Annotated in this window: 15 protein-coding genes and 1 pseudogene; 10 read left to right on the top strand and 6 right to left on the bottom strand. The window is 71.3% G+C overall.

The genetic code is table 11. The features are described 5' to 3' along the window. The first annotated feature begins 66 nt into the window (after window positions 1–66). Window positions 67–1,248, top strand: coding sequence for a PP2C family protein-serine/threonine phosphatase (locus tag ACLJPY_RS02450; RefSeq protein ID WP_410586317.1), 1,182 nt, complete (start codon window positions 67–69; stop codon window positions 1,246–1,248). A 381-nt stretch (window positions 1,249–1,629) separates the two neighbouring features. On the opposite strand, the gene ACLJPY_RS02445 is transcribed toward ACLJPY_RS02450, so the two are convergent. Further along, window positions 1,630–5,103, bottom strand: coding sequence for a ricin-type beta-trefoil lectin domain protein (locus ACLJPY_RS02445; RefSeq protein ID WP_410586316.1), 3,474 nt, complete (start codon window positions 5,101–5,103; stop codon window positions 1,630–1,632). A gap of 220 nt (window positions 5,104–5,323) precedes the next feature. Between ACLJPY_RS02445 and ACLJPY_RS02440 the strand changes: the two are divergent. Further along, window positions 5,324–5,587, top strand: a pseudogene (locus ACLJPY_RS02440) (phytanoyl-CoA dioxygenase family protein); the annotation flags it as partial. Window positions 5,588–5,956: 369 nt separating this feature from the next. Continuing rightward, a complete protein-coding gene (locus ACLJPY_RS02435; protein WP_410586315.1) occupies window positions 5,957–6,265 on the top strand; it encodes a DUF3099 domain-containing protein in 309 nt (102 codons plus the stop codon). A 485-nt stretch (window positions 6,266–6,750) separates the two neighbouring features. On the opposite strand, the gene ACLJPY_RS02430 is transcribed toward ACLJPY_RS02435, so the two are convergent. Next, complete coding sequence (locus tag ACLJPY_RS02430) at window positions 6,751–6,993, bottom strand: acyl carrier protein (RefSeq protein WP_410586314.1); 243 nt, start codon at window positions 6,991–6,993, stop codon at window positions 6,751–6,753. A 162-nt stretch (window positions 6,994–7,155) separates the two neighbouring features. Here ACLJPY_RS02430 and ACLJPY_RS02425 point away from each other — a divergent pair, with 162 nt between their 5' ends. Both ACLJPY_RS02425 and ACLJPY_RS02420 read left to right on the top strand, forming a co-directional pair. Next, window positions 7,156–7,374, top strand: coding sequence for a hypothetical protein (locus ACLJPY_RS02425; RefSeq protein WP_410586313.1), 219 nt, complete (start codon window positions 7,156–7,158; stop codon window positions 7,372–7,374). Further along, on the top strand, window positions 7,338–8,021 hold the full coding sequence (locus tag ACLJPY_RS02420) for a glycosyltransferase (protein WP_410586312.1): 684 nt from the start codon (window positions 7,338–7,340) through the stop codon (window positions 8,019–8,021). The genes ACLJPY_RS02425 and ACLJPY_RS02420 overlap by 37 nt, the downstream gene beginning before the upstream one ends. Here the strand turns inward: ACLJPY_RS02420 and ACLJPY_RS02415 are convergent. After that, window positions 7,942–8,691 (bottom strand): SDR family NAD(P)-dependent oxidoreductase, encoded by a 750-nt coding sequence (locus tag ACLJPY_RS02415; RefSeq protein ID WP_410586311.1) that lies wholly within the window; start codon window positions 8,689–8,691, stop codon window positions 7,942–7,944. The two genes, ACLJPY_RS02420 and ACLJPY_RS02415, sit on opposite strands and share 80 nt — an antisense overlap. Window positions 8,692–8,724: 33 nt before the next feature. Then, window positions 8,725–9,093, bottom strand: a complete 369-nt coding sequence (locus tag ACLJPY_RS02410) for a VOC family protein (RefSeq protein WP_410586310.1) — start codon at window positions 9,091–9,093, stop codon at window positions 8,725–8,727. Window positions 9,094–9,128: 35 nt separating this feature from the next. On the opposite strand from ACLJPY_RS02410, the gene ACLJPY_RS02405 reads away from it, so the two are divergent. After that, window positions 9,129–9,623 carry a MarR family winged helix-turn-helix transcriptional regulator gene (locus tag ACLJPY_RS02405; protein ID WP_410586309.1) on the top strand — a complete coding sequence of 165 codons (495 nt, stop codon included), beginning with the start codon at window positions 9,129–9,131 and terminating at the stop codon, window positions 9,621–9,623. 113 nt (window positions 9,624–9,736) lie between these two features. On the opposite strand, the gene ACLJPY_RS02400 is transcribed toward ACLJPY_RS02405, so the two are convergent. Continuing rightward, on the bottom strand, window positions 9,737–10,306 hold the full coding sequence (locus tag ACLJPY_RS02400) for a TIGR03086 family metal-binding protein (protein WP_410586308.1): 570 nt from the start codon (window positions 10,304–10,306) through the stop codon (window positions 9,737–9,739). A 63-nt stretch (window positions 10,307–10,369) separates the two neighbouring features. Here ACLJPY_RS02400 and ACLJPY_RS02395 point away from each other — a divergent pair, with 63 nt between their 5' ends. Further along, window positions 10,370–11,113, top strand: a complete 744-nt coding sequence (locus ACLJPY_RS02395; protein WP_410586307.1) for a DUF6597 domain-containing transcriptional factor — start codon at window positions 10,370–10,372, stop codon at window positions 11,111–11,113. Window positions 11,114–11,427: 314 nt separating this feature from the next. Here the strand turns inward: ACLJPY_RS02395 and ACLJPY_RS02390 are convergent, their stop codons facing one another. Then, window positions 11,428–11,913: a hypothetical protein gene (locus ACLJPY_RS02390; RefSeq protein ID WP_410586306.1), complete on the bottom strand. Its 486-nt coding sequence runs from the start codon at window positions 11,911–11,913 to the stop codon at window positions 11,428–11,430. A 118-nt stretch (window positions 11,914–12,031) separates the two neighbouring features. On the opposite strand from ACLJPY_RS02390, the gene ACLJPY_RS02385 reads away from it, so the two are divergent. From ACLJPY_RS02385 to ACLJPY_RS02375, 3 genes are read left to right on the top strand one after another with little or no spacing between them, the layout of a single operon-like run. Then, on the top strand, window positions 12,032–12,553 hold the full coding sequence (locus ACLJPY_RS02385) for a PadR family transcriptional regulator (protein ID WP_410586305.1): 522 nt from the start codon (window positions 12,032–12,034) through the stop codon (window positions 12,551–12,553). Further along, entirely contained in the window at window positions 12,553–13,236 is a 684-nt protein-coding gene (locus tag ACLJPY_RS02380; protein WP_410586304.1) for an ABC transporter ATP-binding protein, read from the top strand. Before ACLJPY_RS02385 ends, ACLJPY_RS02380 begins: the two co-directional genes overlap by 1 nt. Then, window positions 13,233–15,515, top strand: coding sequence for an FtsX-like permease family protein (locus ACLJPY_RS02375; protein WP_410586303.1), 2,283 nt, complete (start codon window positions 13,233–13,235; stop codon window positions 15,513–15,515). Before ACLJPY_RS02380 ends, ACLJPY_RS02375 begins: the two co-directional genes overlap by 4 nt. The last annotated feature ends 7 nt before the right edge of the window (window positions 15,516–15,522 follow it).

The following is a 15,522-nucleotide window of genomic DNA, read 5'->3' as shown; positions in this document are numbered from 1 at the left end:
AACCGGTTCGGACCCACCATCGACAGGAGCCCGGAAACCCCCGGGCTCCAAGGAGGACACAGCCCGGTGAAGACGACGGCGGTCGACCGGCTGCTGCGCGAAGCCGCGCCGCACGAACTGCTCGTGGTGCTCCGAGCCGTCCTGACCGCGGGCTGGGGCGCCCAGGCCGTCGAGCTGCTGCTCGCCGACTACGGCATGACCGAACTGCAGCCGGTGGCAGACCTTCCCTACAGCCGGGAGCCGATGCCGGTCCACGGCACCCTGGCGGGCGCGGCGTTCACCGACCAGGAGGTGACTTTCGAAACGACCGCGAGCACGGTCACCACCCACGTCCCGGTCTCGGTGCGCGGCGACCGCCTGGGTGTCCTGGCGGTCACCTTCGCGACGGCACCGGACCCGGCGGTCCGGCTCGAACTGTCCCGCATCGCCGAAGCACTCGCTCACGAGCTCCTGGTCGCCGGGCGAGACACCGACCTGTACTTGCAGGCGCGCCGGACCAGCCGGCTCACCCTGGCCGCGGAGATGCAGTGGCAACTGCTGCCCGGCCGTTCCTGCACCCGGCCCGGCTTCGCCCTCGGCGGGCAGCTCGAGCCCGCCTACGCCGTCCACGGCGACAGCTTCGACTGGTCTGCGACAGCCAAATCGCTGACCGTCACGCTGGTCAACGGGATGGGACACGGCGTCGACGCCGCCATGGTGACCCACCTCGCGGTCAACGCCCTGCGCAACGCCCGCCGCGCCGGCGTGTCCTTGACGGCCCAAGCCGATCTCGCCGACCAGGCCCTGCACGGTCACTACGACGGGCGCGAGTACGTCACCGCACTGCTGCTGCAGCTCGACCTGGCGACCGGTGTGCTGGATGTCGTCGACACCGGCTCACCCCGGGTGTGGCTGTTGCGTGACGGCGACGCCCGCCGCGTCTCCTTCGACGAGCAGCTGCCCTTGGGCGCCTTCGGCGACACCCGCTACACCACTCAGCGCCTGCAGGCCGCTCCCGGTGACCGGCTGGTTTTCGTCAGCGACGGCGTCTACGACGCCGTCGGCCTCAGCGATGACGTCCACGGCGAATCCGGCCTCGCCCGCACGGTCATCGACACTGCCGAACTTCCCGCGGCCCAGGTCCCCGGAGCGGTCCTGGCCGATCCCGCTCTCCGCCGCGCGGCCGCTGGGACCATCGACGATGCCATGGTGGTCTGCCTCGACTGGTTCGGCCCCGACGCGGACCGCGTCACTGCGGCTGCGCCCTGACCAACGTGAGAGCCGAGCAGTGTCGAGCGAAGCGGTGATGATCACCCGAGATGATGTCACTCCTGTTCGCTATCGATACCGCGCTTGGCGCCCTGAACCTCCACGCCCGCAACGCTTTCTGCGACCGCACCGAAGCCGACGGTGTCCTTTTCGCCACCCACGCCACTATCGCCTCGCGGGCGCCCAGACCGAAGCCAGCTGTGCACCGCGGTGGAAGGCCGCAACCTCATCGGCAAGCCTGTCGCCCCGATCGGTGATCTCGTGTCCCGGCGTGACGCCGGCGCGACCGCGACGTCGGTACGAGACCGGCGCGAAGGTACCCGGCGACGCACTCAGGCCGCGGCTGTGAGGCGATAGCTGCTGCCGCTGCTGCCCGGCACTTCACGCGACGCCGGAAGTGCCGATCGTGAACCGTTGTGCGGCCGTGGTGTTGCAGTCGTAGATCCGCAGGCGGTCACCGGGCCGGCCGGCGTTGTCCGGGTCGTCCAGGCAGCGCCCGGAGCCGACGTTGTGCAGTGATCCGTCCGTGTCCGATGTCCATTGCTGCGCGGGGCTTCCGTTGCAGTCCCACAGCTGGACGGGCGTGGCGTTCGCTATACCGCCGTTGACGACGTCGAGGCACTTGCCCAGCGTCCGCAGGGAAGTGTCGCCCGGTGCGGTCCACCGTTGGGCATCGGTGCCGTTGCAGCCGTAGAGCTGCACCGCCGTACCCGACGCGGGGTAGGCGTCAGCGACGTCGGCGCAGAGCCCGGCGGGTCCCGTCACCGGCGCCGGTGGGAAGCGCCACGCTTGGTCGGCCGTGGCGGCGCAGTCGGCGAGGCGCATCCCGTCCCCGGCCGCCGTGGCGGCGAGGCAGCGGCCGGAGTTCGTCAGCTTCCCCGCCGTGGTCTGGGTCCACGCCTGCGCGGCCGTTCCGTTGCAGGTGTAGAGCTGGACCGGGGTCCCCGCGGCCGTTCCGCCGCCGGCCACGTCGAGGCACTTGCCGAGAACCTTGACCGCGCCCCCGGTGGGCGGGGTGAACTGCTGGCCCGCGGAGTGGTCGCACGCGGCAAGCTCCAGGGCCGTGCCGTCGGCCGACGCGCCGTTGTGGACGGCCAGGCAGAGCCCGGCACGTCCGGTCACCTGCCCCGCGGCCGGGTTGTCGGCCGCGCTACCGGTCAGCGTGATGGTGTGCCGGGCGTTCGACGGCAGACTCACCGTGGTCACCGTGACCGTGCGGGAATGGGCGTTGTACGCCCACGCCGTCTCGGGCAGCCGCTGACCGTCGAGCGAGACCGCAGTGGGCGCGGCGGAATTCGCCAGCCGGAGCGTGTAGGCGCGGGCCGGTCCGGACGACGGGTCGACCGTGAGCGTCTTCGTGGCGTCCTGCCAGCTGAACCGAGTGGTCGTCGACGCCCCGGCACCCTCGCCGGAGTCCTCGTAGAGAGAGAAGCCGCCGTCGGCACCCGCGGTCACGTTGATCGTGAGCTGGTCCAGTGGGGCGGCGGCGTTGTCGACGTAGTTGGTGCGCAGCGGGACGATGCCGCCGGCCTTCACCAGCACGGGCATCTCCGACAGCGGCTTGGTGATCGCGGCCGTCGACGGTCCCGTGTAGGTGGTGCCGGTGAAGTAATCGGTCCAGGTACCCGGCGGGATCCACGCCGACACCGAGCCGCCGGCCGAGGTGATCGGCGCGACGAGGACGTTGTCGCCGTAGAGGTATTCCTGCGGGTGGGTGTAGGCCGCGTCCTGGTCCGGGTAGTCCAGGTAGAGCGGCTGCGTGATCGGCACGCCGGTCTGGTTCGCCTGCCGCGCCAGGGTGTAGGTGTAAGGGACCAGCGATTCGCGCAGCCGGAGGAACTTCTCCGCGCTGTCGCCCGCTGCGCCGGGGTAGTCCCAGGGCAGCCGGTCGCCGTGGTCGGAGTGCAACCGGTCGACCGGCTGGAACGTGCCCAGCTGCAGCCACCGCGCGTACAGCTCGTCCGGCAGGTGCCCGCCGTGGAAGCTGCCGATGTCGTGGCTGACGTTGCTGAGGCCGGCGGCCGCCTCGTCCGGCGTGAAGCGCGCTTCATAGGCCAGCATGTCCCAGCTTATCGGGGTGTCCCCGGTGAACTGCAGCGTGTTGCGGCGCTCAGACCACGGGCCGAGCGGGTAGCTGCTGTGGATGCCGCCCTGCTCGGCGCCGCCGATGCGGCCGAAGGAGAACCCGCGCAAGCCTTGGGCGGCCGCGTGGTCGGCGTAGGCCTGGTTGATGAAGTTGTCCGGCGCGACGCCCGGGTCCGAGGCGGTCGAGCGGCCGCAACCGGTGCAGTAGTCCAGCCACCACGTCCGGACGCCCTGGGCGTCGAAGGGCTTGTGCAGGTCGAAATAAGAGCGAAGGTGTGCCGGGTTCGACCAGTCCCAGACGTAGTTCCCGCCGTCGGGGATCAGGCCTCCCGCGGTCGCGTTGGCCGCCGCGAACTTCGGGTCGTTGCCCGCGATGGACGTGTGGATGTTGAGCGAAACGGCCAGCCCTTGTTGCCTGGTCCAGTTCAGGAAGCCCTGGGGATCGGGGAACAGCGCGTTGTTCCAGTTCCAGCCGTTCCACTGCGAAGGCGACTTCCAGTCCGTGTCGACGACCAGCCAGTCGATCGGGGTGAACGTCGACCGGAACTTCGGCAGCAGGGTCGTGCGGTAGTCGTTGTCGGAGTAGGCGAAGTAGCGGGAGAACCAGACGCCGTAGGCCGAGCGCGGCAGCAGAGCCGTTCCGCCGGTGAGCGCGTTGAGGTCGGTCAGGCCCTGCTTGAAGTCCTTGCCGTAACCGAAGAAGTAGCCGTCCTGGTACGGCTGTGCGCCGTGGGATGGCGGGTCGGTGACCGTGCGGTCGGCGTTGAGCACGGCCGAGCGGGTGTCGTCGAGCAGGTACCAGCCGTCGCGGTCGAGCAGGCCGGGGTGCTCGGGCGCCGGGACGGCCTCCGGGTTGTCCAGCGACCGGTCCCAACCACCCAGCACGGACTTCGGGCCGGCGCCGTAGGCGGTCGTGAGCAGCGAGGTGTCGGCGGCGGGGTAGCCGGCCGCGGCCGTGGTGACAGCGAGGCTGTCGAGGTTGACGTTGCCCGAGTCGCCGGACTTCCGTTCAACGCGCACGGTGTTCGTCCCCGCGTTGAGCGGAACGGTCACCGAAGCGGTCGCCCAGGTGTCCCAACTGGTCGTCACCGGGAGCGTGACCGTCGGGCCGGGGGCGCCGTTGACGGTGGTGGAGAGGGTGCGTGTGGTGGTCTGGCCGTCGCCGCCCCGCGCGTTCGCGTAGCGGACCGTGAGCTTGTACTGCCCGGCCGAGGGCACGGCCGAGACGTCCTGGGTGAGCGACGCCCCGGTGGCGGTGAACCCGGCGAGGAACCCCGAACCGGTGCTCCCGCTGTGGTCGTAGGCGGTCGACGCCGAGCCGCCCGGCACCCCGTTTTCGGCCTCGCACGCCGTGCCGAACGCGCAGTAGGAGGGGAACAGGAGAGCGGCGGTGACGTTCGTCGTCGTGAGCTGCACCGAAGTGTTGTCCCGGGTGAACGGGCCGCTGCCCTGCCGGTACCGCAGCGTGAGGTTCGCGGTCCGGATCTCGCGGTACCCGCCGGCCACCGTGGTCGTGAAGCTCGGAGCGGGGAAGGACCGGTTGACGGCGTTGAAGGTGGGCTGGTCTTGGAAGCGGTCGTCGCCGGCGTACTGGAGCCGGATCAGCGTCGGCGTCAGCACCTCGAACCGCGCGTGGCCGTCCTGGACGACGACCTGGTCCGCCTGCCGGACCGGTGGGGTCTGCGCGGCCGCGGTCCCCGCGGCCGCGATCACGCCGGCCAGGACCGCCACCATCGTGTGGATCGTCTTCATCGACTGTGATCGGAACACGCGCACTCCTCGTCCACGCTCCAAGCCGTCCCGGCCTGAGCACTCACTGTCAACGTTGTCCACCGGACATGTCAGCCGCCGAATGACGGATCGAGCGGGGTTCCGCGTGCGGGCGCCGGCGTCGGTCTGGCCGAGTTGCCGCAGCGCGTCGTGGACGCGATCGCGCAGCGTCCGCTACGGCCCCACCATGCTTTCCCCGGATCTGAACGATACGGTGGTGCAGTTCTGCGGCGTGCCCGCCGAGACGGAGATCCGGCGCCTGGCCGCGGAGCACGGGATCGATCAGTTCACCGGGCCGGCCGGGAGTGCGTTGTGGTTCGACGCCAACCTCCTGCACGGCTCAGCCGACAACAGCACGCCGTTCCTGCGCTCGAACGTCTTCGTGGTGTTCGACAGCGTCGAGAACACCTTGGCCGAGCCGTTCGCCGCCTCTGCGCGACGGCGGGAATACGTGGCTGAACGGGACTTCACCCCGCTGCGCCGAAATCACCGGGGAACGATCGTGGCTGAAGGAGACGTGCACACCGGCTCGCCGAGCCCACCGTGCGGAGTGACACGCCGCGCGACGGACGTCACGTTCACCGGCTGGAACACCGGTGGGGGCAGGACGTTGTACAGGGTGTAGGTACGGCGGTGTCCCCGGGCCTCACCCCTTGCCTTCACGGAATACCGGTAATGCTGGAGCCGTGTCGTGCCTTTCGCCGCGAGGCGACCCCCGTACCGGCCTTGTTCTCCCGCTTCCGCTCGCAGGTCGACCCCGCTCAGGCCTCCGCTGAGCGGAAGCGGGACTGTTCCGGCGTTTGTTCGGCCGCGGGCGCGGTATGCGCTGGACCCGCGGCGGGAAGGATCGACCATGACCACGACCGGTGCCCCGGTGCTGATCACCGGGGCCGCCTCTTCGCCGGAGGAGCAGCTCGCCGCGCGGAAGCGCAAGTACCTGCTGATGATGTCGTGCCGGATCCCGTGTCTGGTGCTGGCCGGGGTCTTCCACGGCACGTGGTGGCTGGCGCTGGCCGTGCTGGCGATCTCCGTTCCGCTGCCGTGGATGGCGGTGCTGATCGCGAACGACCGGCCACCACGCAAGACCGGGAAGATCAGCACCTTCGAGCGCGACCCGAGGAAGCTGGAGAGCAGCGAGCACCGCATCATCGACGGAAGCTGAGCCGCATCGCCGCCCACGGCGAGTGCAGGTGCCCGGTCGCTCATGCGCTCGTCAGGTGACGCCTGCGGGATCCGGACGGCGGCGCCGAGTCGCTGGGCCCCGGCAGCGGCGCGGAAACGTTGCGCCGTTGGGGGAAGTTGCTGACCGGGGTGGCCAACGACTTCGGCCGCGACCCGGCGGCGGCGGCCGCGGCCGTGGACCTGGCCGCCGACAGCGCCCTGACCGCGGTCGTCCGGCGGCTTCGCGCGGAACCGGACGGATCGGTGATCTCCGGCCTGCTGCACGCCCACCGGCCGCGGGGCGGCCCGCGCCCGGCCGGCGGGCGGCGCCCCACGGCTGGAAACTGCGGCTGCCGGGACCGCTCGACGCGGTGTGGGACGCGAGGCCGAGTTCAGTGCCGTGATCCGCCGGACCTCACTTCGGACGATCCGTTCGCCGCCAGAGCCGATCGGCTCCCGTTCCGGGTGAACGGGAGCCGATCGCCGTCAGGAGAGGGCCGGGCCCGATTCGGAGCTGCCGGAGAGCTCCTTGATGAACTCGTGGCACTGCCGGGCGCGCGCGGAATCCTCGTCCATCACGCGGCGGAAGAAGTCGGCGATGTCCGAGCGACCGGCGTTGTCGGCGTCGCGGACGTACTGGCCGTAGTCGTGTCCGGCCTTCAAAGAGTGGTACTGGACCGAGATCAGGTCGAACGTGACGTCGTCGAAACCGGTTTCTCCGGTGGCCATGGCAGTTCCTTCCGTGCTCGGTTTTCATGGTTTCGGCGCCGGCAACCCCGCGGTTTCGAAAGGTCTTCCCGGTTGTCGGGCGATTAACCGTGCGACCTGATCCACAAGGCGATCCGGGCGCCGGCCGAGGTGTAGTCCCGCATTTCCGGGCTACTCCGCACCATGACGACGGCGACTCACCGACCCGCTTATGTCCTGCCGCTGCGCCACGACCGGGACGCCGATCTCACCGAGCTGACCGCGTACCTGCGGTGGCTGTCCGGCCGGGCGGAGGTCGTGGTCGTCGACGGCTCGGCGCCGCGCTGGTTCGAGCGGCACCGGCGGGCGTGGGGGGGCACCTGGCCGTGCACGTCCCTCCCGACCCGGATCTGCGGTGTGTAAACGGAAAGGTCGCCGGCGTCATCACCGGCCTGCGTCTGGTGCGGGCGGAGCGGGTGATCATCGCCGACGACGACGTCCGGTACGACGGAGAAACCCTCGCAGCGGTGGCCGGGGCGCTCGACGGCGCCGACCTGGTCGTGCCCCAGAACTACTTCCGGCCGACGCCGTGCCACTGCCGGTGGGACACCGCCCGCAGCCTGCTCAACCGGGCGTTCGCCCACGACTACCCCGGGACGCTGGCCGTGCGGCGCACCGCCTTCCACCGGTTCGGCTGCTACGACGGCGAAGTGCTCTTCGAGAACCTCGAACTGATCCGGACGGTTCGGGCGCGGGGCGGCACCGTCCGTTACCTGCGCTCGCCGCTGGTCCGGCGCCTGCCCCCGGACGTGCGGACCTTCCTGTCCCAGCGGGTCCGCCAGGCCTACGACAGTTTCGCGCAGCTTCTGCTCATGGCGGTTCAACGGTCGACGCGTTCGACTCCACTCTGTTCGCCCGCCGACGCACCCCGCCCGGCAGCCGTTGCCCAGCCGTCGGTGACTGCTGCGAGCCCGGGGAGCCGGTTCGTGGTCAGGTCGCGTGGCGGCCGCCGTCGACGTCCAGGACCGCGCCCTGGACGAAGCTCGCTTCGCGGCCGGCGAGGTAGGTGATGGCGGCGGCGATTTCCTCGGGTACCGCCGGGCGTCCGGCGGGGGCGGCGGTGGCCATGCGGTCGAGTCCCGGCCCGAACCGCTCGGTGCCTCCGGTCCGGGTGGGGCCCGGGCTGACCGCGTTGACCCGCACGCCGTGGGGCCCGAATTCGGCCGCCCACGCCTGGGTCAGCGACAGCAACGCGGCTTTGCTGGAGCCGTAGAGCGCGAATCCCGGCATGCCGAAACGGGCGACCATGCTCAGGACGTTGACGATGGCTCCGTGACCGCGGGCGGCCATCGCAGGAGCCAGCCCGGCCACCAGGAGCAGCGGTGCCCGGACGTTCACCGCGTAGACGGAGCCGAAGTCGTCGTCGTGGATGCCGGCCGTCGGTGCCGGGGCCGGGTACACGGCGGCGTTGTTGACGAGGATGTCGACTTGTCCGCCGCCGAGGTCGGTCACTTCGCGGGCGAGGGCGCGGACGGCGTCGGAGTCGGCGAGGTCGGCGGCGAGGAAGTCGGCTTTGCCGCCGGCGCGGCGGATCGCGGAGACCACCGCGTCGCCGCGGTCGGTGTCCCGGCCGCCGGCGATCACGTGCGCGCCGCGTCCGGCCAGGGAGAAGGCCACCGCCCGGCCGATCCCGCTGGTGGCGCCGGTCACGAGGGCCGTGGAGCCCGAGAAGTCGGTCATCGGGGGAGGTCCTTTCGCTGAGGCACGGCGGGTTCAGGCGCGGTCGTGGACGGTGATGGCGTAGCCATCGGGGTCGGTGAAGGTGAACGTCCGTCCGAACGGGCCGTCGAAAGGGTCCACCGTGATCGGGACGCCTGCGGCGGCCAGCCGGTCGTGCAGCGCCTGCGCGTCGTCGGCGCCCAGCCACAGGACCACCCCGGCGCCGGGACGGGGGGTGACGGCGTCGAGGTCGACGCCGGGCAGCGGCTCGCGGACCGCGAAAGCCGGTGTCGTGGCGAAGACGACGGCGTGCGGAGGAGCGCCCGGCGCCCGCCTCAGCCCGAGCCGGGACTCGTAGAAGTCCGCGGCCCGGCCGAGGTCGCGCACCTGCAGGCCGATGAAGTCGGGGCCAGTGACGGTCATGTCCATTTCCTCCGCGGGTATGTCAACACATTGACATGCTCATCCTGTGTCAGGATGTTGACATGAGTCAAGAGCGGATTCTCCAGCCGGTCGACGAGTCGGTCGGGTACGCGCTGAAGAAGGCGTCCGCCGCACTGCGCTCGGCGATGGATCAGGCGCTGCGGCCGCTGGATCTGACCGTGCCGCAGTACGCATGCCTCGAGGTGCTCGAGCAGCGGCCGGGACTGTCCGGATCGGCGCTGGCTCGCGCCGTCTTCGTCTCCCGCCAGTCGATGAACCTGGTCCTGAAGGGCCTGGAAGAGCGGGGGTTTCTGACGCGCCCGCCCGTACCGGGTCACGGCAAAGCCCTGCCGACCGAGCTGACTCACGCCGGCCGTCAACGGCTGCTGGCCGCGAGCCAGGCGCTCAGCGCGGTGGAGAACAGGATGCTCGCCGCCGTGACACCCAGTGCCCGACGTCGGCTGTGCAAGGAACTCTCCGCCATCGCGACCGCACTGAGCGACGAGACCGGATCAGGCGAAGACCAGTAGTGCTTTGTCGTTCGATGTTGCCATTGGTTCGTGGCCGGTAGGGCCGGGTTCGTTTCGGTGTGATCCCCAGCGCCGGCCATCTCCGCGCGATGGCCGGCATCGCGGTTCGGAGACTACGTCCAGGCGGGATCGCGGCCGGTCAGGCCGATGATGCGATCCAGGGTGGGTGCGTCGGCCGGCACTGCGACCTCCGGTCCGTACATGCCCATTTCCCGACCCTGCTCGACGCCGGCGAACACCGTGTCGTGCAGGTGCGCCAGCAGGTCCGCGGGCAATTCCAGCTGTTGGCCGGTCGCGACCGCCAGGTCCCAGCCGTGCACGGCCAGCTCACCGGTGATCATGTCGCCCATGACGGGCGCGGGCAGCGTGTGCGGCGTGCCCATGCTCGTCTCGCCCTCCCAAGCGCTCGGCGGTGCCCACGACGACGTGATGTCGTCGAGCAGGGCGAGCAGGCGGCCCTGCCAGTCGCCGGCCGACAGGTCCACATCGGACTCGGCGGCCGCCGGCTGCGGGACGGGCTCTTTGCGGCCGGCGCCGGCGAGCGACGGGCCCCAGAACAGGAGGTGGTTGACCAGTGCCCGCACGTCGTACTCCGTGCACGGGGTCTTGTTGGCGAGCTGGTCGTCGGTGATGGTGCGGGCGACTGCGGCCACGGCCTCGGCCGCGTTGGACAGGTGTGACATGACGGCAACGCTAGGGGCTCGATCTGGAGGGGTATTGGACAAAGACGACGTACACTTCGCTCCGTGGGGCGGGACGTTCGTGAGCTGCGGAGTGCGTGGACCAAGTACCAGCACCACGCGTTCCACGAGCCGTCGCCGGCGCTCGCGCCGTGGGTGGCGCGGTATTGGGAGGCTCGCTGGGACTACGCCGAGCCTTACCGGCAGAAGATCGTGCCGTACCCGAACGTGCACCTGGTGTTCGGCGGCGGCCGCGCCGAAGTCAACGGCGTCCGCAGCGGCTACCAGCTCAGGGTCCTCGAAGGACGCGATCGCGTGTTCGGCGTCGCGTTCCGGCCGGGCTGCTTCCGCCCGTTCCTCGGTGCCTCCGTCTCGACGATCACCGACCGTGTCGTCCCGGCGGCCGAGGTGTTCGGCCCGGACCTGCCCACGACGCTCGACGTGGCGACCGTGGAGGCGTTCCTGCTGGAACACCTGCCGGACGACGACCCCCGGACGCGGCAGGCGGTGGCCGCGGTCGAGCTGATCGCCGGGGCCACGGCCGTGACCCGGGTCGAACGTCTCGCCGACGAGCTGGGGCTGAGCATGCGCGGGCTGCAACGGCTGTTCGCGGAGTACGTCGGCATCGGGCCCAAGTGGGTGATCCGCCGCTACCGCCTGCACGAGGTGACCGCACGCATGGCCGCCGGCGGGGTGATCGACTGGGCCGCACTGGCGGCGGACCTCGGCTACGTCGACCAGGGCCACTTCATCCGCGACTTCAAGACCATGTTCGGCGAGCCACCGACCTGGTACGCACAGCGGTATTAGGCGGCCTTCCCGGAGTTGAGTACGGGCCGCCCGCGACTACGCCGATCACCGTGGATATTTCGCCTCGGCAAGGGAGGCCGCCGCAACGGCGACTGCGTTGGTTGCCCGGCCCGGGCGCGGCCAGCACCCCTGCCCGAGCCAACGGACCCTGTTCGTGGCGGCGCCCGCCGGGTCGGCGGGTTGGGGGAAGCCACGGGCGACGAGCTTGGCGCGTAACTCGACGTGGTGGGGCCGGAGGGCCTGACCGCCTCCGCGATGCGGTCGAGCGGCCGGCGGCCGGCGCTCCGGCCGGACGGATGCCGTGCTCGCGGGGGTCACCGCCAGCGAGACAGCCACCACAAGCACGCGTCGAACCGTTCCCGCCACTTCTCCAGCTTCAGATCCAGCCTCACGCCGCGGTGCCACATGAACAGCAGGAGGGTGGCGCCCGCGCCGATCAGGGTCAGCAGGCTGCCGGCCACGATGACCGGCGTGTGCTCGTCGCCGGGGTCCAATTCCGCGCGCCGCTCTTCCGGCCACACCCGGATCTGGACCTGGCGCCCCGACTTGATCGCGCGCCCCTGGTGGTGCTCGAAGGCCTCCGTCCGGGTCACCCCGTCGGGCCCGGTGTACCGGACGTACGCGGTCGAGGCCTCCCGGGCGTCGGTCGAGACGACCCGCCCCGGGAAGAGCCCCGCCGACCGGTTCACGTCCGCGGCCATGGCGACGCCGGTCCACACCACGGCGAGCCCGCCGACCAGCACCACGAGGGGAAGCCACAGGTGGGCCGCCTCGGGCAGCCAGGACCTCGACGACGTCATGCCACCAGCACGCCGGGAAGGCCGCGGCGGTTGCCTGGCAGCGGTATACACGTGAGGTATACACCTCCGGTATAGTGATCGGCGAGCCCGGACTCCGGGTCAAGGAGGGACAGGGGAAATGTCGGTTTCGCATACCTTGCTCGCGTTGCTCGAATCCGGTCCGCGGCACGGCTACGACCTGAAGCGGGCGTACGACGAGCAGTTCGGCCAGGACCGCCCGCTTGCTTACGGCCAGGTCTATTCGACGTTGTCACGGCTGCTGCGCAACGGCATGGTCGAGGTGGCGGGCGTCGAGAGCGGCGAAGGACCGGACCGGAAGCGCTACACCATCACCGACGCGGGGGTCACGGACGTCGAGACGTGGCTGCGCACTCCGGAAAGCCCGCAGCCGTACCTGCAGAACACGCTCTACACGAAGGTGGTGCTGGCGCTGCTGTCCGGGCGCAGCGCCTCGGACGTGCTCGACGTCCAGCGCGGTGAGCACCTGAACGCGATGCGTGCGCTCACCAAACGCAAGCACGGGGGCGACCTCGCCGATCAGCTGATCTGCGACCACGCGCTCTTCCACCTCGAGGCGGACCTGCGGTGGCTTGAGCTCACCGCCGCGCGCCTCGGCGAACTCGAGAAGGCGGTGCGCTGATGACCGGAAAGCCATTGCTCGTCGGCAAGGGACTGGCCAAGTCGTTCGGGCCGACGCGGGCGCTCGACGGGGCGGCGCTGTCCGTCTCGGCGGGGGAAGTGCTCGCGATCATGGGCTCGTCCGGGTCGGGGAAGTCGACGTTGCTGCACTGCCTCGCCGGGATCATCCGGCCGGACGCGGGCACCATCGACTACCGTGGCGCCGACCTCGCCGGGATGGACGACAAGGGACGCAGTGCGTTGCGGCGCACCGACTTCGGCTTCGTGTTCCAGTTCGGACAGCTCGTGCCCGAGCTGTCCTGCCTCGAGAACGTCGCGCTCCCGCTGCGGCTGACCGGGAGCAGGCGGAAGGCCGCCGAGGCCACGGCGACCGGCTGGCTCGCCCGGCTGGAGGTCGACGACCTGGCGCACCGGCGGCCCGGCGACGTCTCCGGCGGGCAGGCGCAGCGGGTCGCGGTGGCGCGGGCGCTGGTGACCGGGCCGAAGGTGGTTTTCGCCGACGAGCCGACCGGCGCGCTCGACTCGCTCAACGGCGAAAAGGTCATGCGGATGCTCACCGAGGCGGCCCGGGAGGCGCACGCGGCGGTGGTGCTGGTGACCCACGAGCCGCGCGTGGCGGCCTATTCGGACCGGGAGATCATGGTGGTCGACGGGCGCACGGTCGATCGGGAGCTGGTCGCATGATGCGGGATCTGGCGCTGGGACTCCGGCTGGCCGTCGGGGGCGGCCGGATGTCCGGCGCGGCGCTGCTGCGCCTGGCGATGACCGCGTTCGGGATCGCGCTCGCGGTCGCCGTGCTGCTGTCCGCGGCCGCGGTCCAGCACCTGATCGGCGCGCAGGCCGAACGCAAGGCGGCGATCGCGCAGGTCACCCAGCCTCGCCCGGGCGTCGCCCCGCTGCTGGTCCACAACTGGTACGCCTCGGCAGGCGACGACTTCGTCAAGCTCACCGCGGTCGCGGCGACCGGGGCGGGCTCGCCGGTGCCGCCGGGGCTCGGCAGGCTGCCCGCGCCGGGCGAGCTCGCCGTGTCGCCGGAGCTCGCCGCGAAGCTCGCCGCGCCGGGCGGCAGTTCGCTGGAAGCGCAGCTGCCGGGGCACGTGGCCGGCCGGATCTCGCGGGAAGGTGTCGCCGGCGCGGGCGACCTCAGCGCGTACTACGGGGTGCCGGCCGCGCAGATCGAGGCCGAGGCCGACGGCCGCAAGGTCTACGCGTTCGGCCTGCCCTACACCGGGCTCGGACTGTCGGCGGCGATGCTGGCCGTCATCCTCCCGATCGCGGCGGTGTTGCTGCTGCCGTTGCTGATCTTCGTGACCACCGCGTCGCGGATGGGCGCGGCGCAACGGGAACGGCGGCTCGCCGCGCTGCGGCTGATCGGCCTGGACGCACGGCAGGTCAAACGGGTCGCGGCGGCCGAATCGCTGGTCGGGGCCGCACTCGGGCTCGCGGCCGGTATCGGGTTCTTCGCCGTGCTGCGCACGTTCGTCGCCGGCATCCTGCCGTTCGGCCTGCGGATCTTCCCGGAGGACCTCGTCCCGTCCTGGCCGCTCGTCGCGGTGATCGTACTGCTCGTACCCGGGCTGGCGGTCGGCTCGGCGCTGTTCGGGCTGCGCCGCACGATCGTGGAACCGCTCGGCGTGGTCCGCCAGGGCAAGCCGGTGCGCCGGCGGATGTGGTGGCGCTGGGTGCTCACCACGATCGGTGTGCTCTTCCTGGCCGTCACCTTGGCTTTCGACCGCGGGACGGGCGACACGGCCGTCGCGCTGGCGCTCTCGGTGGGCAGCGTGTTCCTGCTCGTGGGCGTCGCGGCTCTGCTTCCCTGGCTGGTCGAGCGGCTCGTCGAGCGCCTGCACGGCGGTCCGCCGTCGTGGCAGCTCGCGATCCGGCGGCTGCAGCTGGACAGCGGGACCGCCAGCCGCGTGGTGTCCGGCCTGGTCGTCGTGCTGGCCGGCACGATCCTGATCCAGGGAGTGGTCACCTCGCTCGGCAGCGATACCGACCGGCGAGCCACTCCGGACGGCTTGGCCGCCGTCCCGGTGCGGGTCGACACCACCGCCGCGCACGAGGCCGAGGTCGGCAGGCTGGTGTCGGCCGTGCCCGGGGTGACCGGCACGCACCCGGCCAGGAACCTGACGGCCCGGTCCGGGGAGGAGCGGGACTACGTCGTGGTCGGCGACTGCGTGGCGCTCAGGGCGCGGGCGAACATCGGCGCCTGCTCCGACGGCGACGTGTTCTCCCTCGCGCCGGCCAGGGGCGGCGCGGCGCCGGCCGGCAAGCTGCAGCTGCAGGGCTATTCCCGCGGCGGGGAAGTGAACGGTCCGGAGTGGACGGTCCCGGCCGGGGTCAAGGTCGTGCAGGCGGCCGACGCGGCGGGCGACAGCCTGCTGGTCACCCCCGGCGCGCTCGGCGGCCTCACCCTTCCGGACTCGTCGGTCGCGGTCTACGTGTCGGGCACCGGCGACGTGCAGGCGCTGACCGACGACGTCGCGAGGGCGGTCAACCCGCTCGTGTGGAACGCCTCGGCAGGCAAGAGCGACTACCTCGACGACTTCCGCACCCGCGACCGGCAGATGGTGGAGAGCTTCCGCTCGGTGCTGATCACCGCGTCGCTGTTCGTGCTCGCGGTGGCCGCGATGAGCCTGCTGATGCTGTCGATCGAGCAGATCAGCGAACGGCGGCGGCCGCTCGCGGCACTGTCGGCGGCCGGCGTGCCGATCGGGGTGCTGGCTCGCGGAGCGCTGTGGCAGACCGGGATCCCGGTGGTGGTCGGCGTGGTGCTGGCGGTCGCGGCGGGGCTGGGACTGACCGCGCCGATCCTGCGGCTCGCGGACCGGCCGATGATCATCGACCTCCCGGTGCTGCTCGCACTGGCGGCCGCCACGGTGGTGGCGGTCCTGCTGGTGACCGGTCTGACGATGCCGTTGCTGCGGCAAGTGACCCGATTGGACACGCTGCGCTCGGAATGAGCCTGGT

This window comes from Amycolatopsis sp. lyj-23, assembly GCF_046549135.1.
Lineage (GTDB): Bacteria > Actinomycetota > Actinomycetes > Mycobacteriales > Pseudonocardiaceae > Amycolatopsis.
This window is presented reverse-complemented; position numbering and strand designations above follow the sequence as displayed.